General features: G+C 28.8%; 5 protein-coding genes. 4 read left to right on the top strand and 1 reads right to left on the bottom strand.

Annotated features, from left to right (window positions below; all coding sequences use genetic code 11):
- Window positions 1–89 precede the first annotated feature (89 nt).
- Together QJ521_RS09295 and QJ521_RS09300 are read left to right on the top strand one after the other, a co-directional pair.
- A complete protein-coding gene (locus tag QJ521_RS09295; protein ID WP_282840210.1) occupies window positions 90–458 on the top strand; it encodes an iron chaperone in 369 nt (122 codons plus the stop codon).
- A 20-nt stretch (window positions 459–478) separates the two neighbouring features.
- Window positions 479–847, top strand: a complete 369-nt coding sequence (locus QJ521_RS09300) for a nuclear transport factor 2 family protein (RefSeq protein WP_282840211.1) — start codon at window positions 479–481, stop codon at window positions 845–847.
- Window positions 848–902: 55 nt separating this feature from the next.
- Here the strand turns inward: QJ521_RS09300 and QJ521_RS09305 are convergent, their stop codons facing one another.
- Window positions 903–1,862, bottom strand: coding sequence for a glycosyltransferase family protein (locus QJ521_RS09305; RefSeq protein WP_282840212.1), 960 nt, complete (start codon window positions 1,860–1,862; stop codon window positions 903–905).
- Window positions 1,863–2,197: 335 nt separating this feature from the next.
- Between QJ521_RS09305 and QJ521_RS09310 the strand changes: the two genes are divergently transcribed.
- Together QJ521_RS09310 and QJ521_RS09315 are read left to right on the top strand one after the other, a co-directional pair.
- Window positions 2,198–3,322, top strand: coding sequence for a helix-turn-helix domain-containing protein (locus QJ521_RS09310; protein WP_282840213.1), 1,125 nt, complete (start codon window positions 2,198–2,200; stop codon window positions 3,320–3,322).
- Window positions 3,297–3,842: a PIN domain-containing protein gene (locus tag QJ521_RS09315; protein WP_282840214.1), complete on the top strand. Its 546-nt coding sequence runs from the start codon at window positions 3,297–3,299 to the stop codon at window positions 3,840–3,842. The genes QJ521_RS09310 and QJ521_RS09315 overlap by 26 nt, the downstream gene beginning before the upstream one ends.
- Window positions 3,843–3,969: the final 127 nt, after the last annotated feature.

The following is a 3,969-nucleotide window of genomic DNA, read 5'->3' on the forward strand; positions in this document are numbered from 1 at the left end:
ATCAATCATCGTAGTTGCAATACATTTTCAATAAGTATTGTAATGATATATATTATAATAGAAATATATTTGATGAAAGGCGTGTGTTTATGGATATATTTGATACATTTTTAAATGGAATCGATAGTGAGAAAATTAGAAACAAAACTAAAGATGTTCTAGGCTGGGTTGAAAAGACTTTTCCCAAACTAGAAAAAGCCGTGAAATGGAATCAACCTATGTTTATTGACCATGGTACGTTTATTATAGGTTTTAGTGCATCTAAAAAGCATTTAGCGATAGCTCCTGAGATAAGAAGTGTAGAACACTTTTCTAATGATATTCTAAAGGCAGGGTACAACCAAACAAAGATGCTCATTCAAATACCATGGGATCAAGAAGTTGATTATAAACTCTTAGAAAAGATCATTAAACATAACATTGAAGAAAAAAAGAATGTTGAAACTTTTTGGTGGTAATGAGATGAGGTTAAAAAAATATGACTCATAAAGAAATATCAGTTAAGTTTTTAACAATGTGTATTACTGATCAAGTAGAAAAGGCTTATGATTTATTTGTTCATAAAGATTTTCTTCATCATAACCAATATGTTAAAAATGATAAATTATCATTACTTAACGCGATGATGGAAGACAATCAAGTTCATAAGAAAAAAAAGATAACGATTCTCAAGCAAATAGAGGAAAATAACTATGTATCTAATTACTCTATTGTAAATATTGATGATAAAACGAAATATATGGTTGTCCATATCTTTAGATTTGAAGATGATCAAATTATAGAAGCTTGGGACATCGGAGAAGAAGTTATTAAGGATTCTGCAAATCCAATCATTGATTTAAATTAAAAAGATTTGAGAGTGTGATTTTACACAAACTCAAATCTTTTTGTTTAATTAATCATCATTTCTTATTTAATTCTTTGAAGCATTCATATATTTTATGAAGTTTACGGTAATCTTTTAATTTTGAATATGTTTCAAACATTTCCATATATGTACGAAAAAACAACTGGTAATCATCAAACTTAGCAAAACTCTTAACTGATAAACATTCTATATCCCATGGCTTAAGCCCAGCAAAGTGGGTACCATTTAAAATATTGATATTCGGATATCCATTAAAACTTGCATATCTTAAATCTATATTATGCCAAGATCCACTATACTTTAAAGTTAAGTATTGCATTTCTGGCCATGGGTAAGATACGACTCTTTTTAAAGTATTTTGTTGATTTAAATCACTGATTAAGCTATTGTATGCTTCCATATTTGGATTTAGACGATAGAGGCATGCATTAATACCAAGATTTGATGTATCTTGGTGAATTCTATCTGTATAAGCTTTTGGTATCATCTGTCCATGTGGACAGTTTCTATAAATATGATGCCATCGCCATTCTCTTCTATTTTTATGATTTAAGTGTTGTATATATCTACCCTTAGTAGAAGATACACAATAGGATTTGTTTTCATTGATAATACCTGCAGGTGCAGGTAAGTCCAATAGAGATTGATAATCACTGATCGGTAAAATATCAGCGTCAGCAATAACCAGTTTTTCGTAGCCTTTGTTCAGATTACCGTCTTTTCCAAGTCTTAATGCTTGAAATCTTGTAAATAAGTAAGGACGGTCTTGTCTGCCGTGTCGCATCGGATGATAGATATAGATAGGATCGGTTGTGATCACATCATCAAATAATGTTTTTAGAGCTTGTTTTGCTTTTGAAGATATTTCAGGTGTTATAAGGCAGATGATGTCTGCATCTACATGTTGTTTTTTCAATGCATAAGCAAAAACTAATGCTCCAGGAACATAATAGTCATTTCTCATCACGAAGGTCACAAAGGCACTTGTGTGCATGTGTAATCACTCCTTGAATTCAGTTTTTAGTTGATTGGTTGTGTTAACATGTCCATGGTTATCTCCCTACTTTAAATTTTAATTCCTTTAATATAATATCATGTTTTATTTAATTAACAAATAGGATTTTAATATTTTTTTTAATATATATAAAATACAAGTTTCATCGATTTAAAGACTTATTTTCCACTTAATACTTGTTGATGTGTGCTTAAATGTATTAAGTTACTCACTTTATAAGTATATATATAAGCATATAAACGGTAAATTATTTTACCAATATATTGATATTAATGTATTTTGTGGTAAAATTGATATATAAAGGAGTGGTGATTATGAATGTTTCACTAGTCATTGGCAACAATATTAAAGAACTTATGGATAAAGAAAAACTATCACTAAGAAAACTTAGTGAGTCTATTGGTGTATCACATCCAACTTTGAAGAAATATATTGATGGAAGTCAACCTATTGATAGTGAAAAACTTATGAAGGTTGCTTTATACTTTCAAAAACCATTTGATTATTTCTTCAAAGAGAAACATGAAAATGTCTGTTTTTTGTTTAGGGCTGATAAACCAGAAAAAGATATAAAGAATATTGACATTGATAAATTAAGAAATGCAATTTATAGTTATATTGACATCATTGGAGATTCAAGTTATCGATACATACCTCAAAAGTATAGTATTAATATCTCAGATGATAAAAAAAATGTTTTTAATTTAATATCTAAAATAGCGATAGAACAGAGAAGAGTAGCAAATATTGAGAATGTCATACCAGAAAATTACTTTGAGGTTATTAACAATATCGGTGTTAATGTTATTGTTAGGGATTTTAAAAACGATAATTACTTTGGAGCATCTTCATTCTCCAATGAGTTTGGTAGCTATATTATCATTAATGATTCCGAGAATATTCCCGAGGAAAGAAAAATATTTTCACTCATTCATGAATATGCACATTTATTGTTTCATTCAGAGCAATATACTGATAATGAATATAATGCGTTTTATGTGAGTGGAAAATATGATTTGAATGAAAAAATAGCGAATAAATTTGCTGGTTATTTTTTGATGCCCAGAAATCTTGTTGACATGTATATTGAGTCTAAAAAACATATAGATCCTATAGAAATGAAGAAATACTTCAAAGTCAGTATTCAAACTCTATATGTAATGCTTTATGAGTATAAAGTTATTTCAAAAGAAATATACACTAATTTTTGGAAGCAAATAAATTCTGCGGGGTATAAAACTAAAGAACCCCACCCTCTTGAAAAAATAGATATTCAAGAGAAAAACAACAAACTCATTAACAAAATTAAAGATCTTTATTTTAAAGAAGAAATAAGTGCAAACAAAATATCAGAGGTATTGGGGACTAACACTTTAGATACTAGAAGATTGCTTAAGGAGTGGAGAAATATAGATGAAAGATATTTATCACTCGGATAACATATCAGTCGTTGTTGATAACAACGTTTTGGTAGATTTATCTGAGATTGGATGTCTAAATCTGTTATTTGACATTTTTGATTATGTTATTATTCCCCAGGTAATATATGATGATGAACTACCAGATGAAATCAAACGTGAAATTAATCAACATAAGTTTCAGATTGGACTTATTGAAACAGAAATAGGTCTAGAAACTTACGCTTTGTTAGTCAATGAAGTTGAGTTTAAGAAACTATCAAGATATGATCGTTTTGCTATAGCAATTGCAAAAGAAAATCTTTATTATTGCAACAGCAATGATAAACCAGTGAGAGCTGCATGCAAAAAACTCAATATTAAATATACTGGTGTATTAGGCGTGCTTGGTAGATCTTATGTTAAAGGTGTAATCACAGTTAAACAATTAGAAACTTACATTGACCTATTAATTTCAGATGAAACATCTTGCTATATTGATTTTAAGGTAATTGAACAGTTTAAACTGGAGATAATGACTCAAAAAGTCATAGAGAACTAATAAGCAATAGAAAATCCTCTATTGCTTTTTGTTTTAATATTTATGATGACTTCATATCAAACGGGTAAACTTTAAAAATTAAAGTAAAAAATACATGATGCATCTACTATATAATAGAGAATGCATG

The sequence above is a fragment of the Peloplasma aerotolerans genome (assembly GCF_030012175.1).
Lineage (GTDB): Bacteria > Bacillota_I > Bacilli_A > Acholeplasmatales > Acholeplasmataceae > Peloplasma > Peloplasma aerotolerans.